General features: G+C 44.8%; 1 protein-coding gene. It reads left to right on the forward strand.

What is annotated here, in order from left to right:
• On the forward strand, window positions 1-372 hold a 372-nt coding region (locus R7E38_RS23375; protein ID WP_318082238.1), incomplete at its 5' end, for a murein hydrolase activator EnvC family protein.
• Window positions 373-522: the final 150 nt, after the last annotated feature.

Genomic DNA, 522 nt, shown 5'->3' on the forward strand with positions numbered 1-522 from the left:
AAACTACCATGGCCACTAAAAGGCAGTGTGTTACATAACTTCGGTACGCGTCAAACCGGACAAGTAAACTGGAAAGGTATGGTGCTTTCCGCTAACTATGGTCAACAAGTTAAAGCGGTTTACCCTGGCACAGTCGTATTTGCAGAGTATTTAAGAGGTTACGGTTTAGTGGTGCTGCTTGATCACGGTAAAGGTGACATGACGCTTTACGGCTACAATCAAGCGTTAACCAAAAAAGAAGGCGATAAAGTCACCGCGGGCGAAGTGATAGCTCTCGCCGGAGATACAGGCGGGCAGGACCGACCATCACTGTATTTCGAAATCCGCCGTAATAGTGAAGCACAGAACCCGAAGTCTTGGTTAAAGCGCTGATTATCTAACTGATTTACTTGTAGTAAAAACAAAGGAGCCACTCGGCTCCTTTGTTGTATTCATATTTTGGAAAATGCTATGCGTAGTACGTTTCGACCGCATCAATAAATGCATTCACATCTTCTTTGCGTAAGGCATTAATACCCGCAG

Source organism: Vibrio sp. Vb2131, assembly GCF_033338535.1.
Lineage (GTDB): Bacteria > Pseudomonadota > Gammaproteobacteria > Enterobacterales > Vibrionaceae > Vibrio > Vibrio alginolyticus.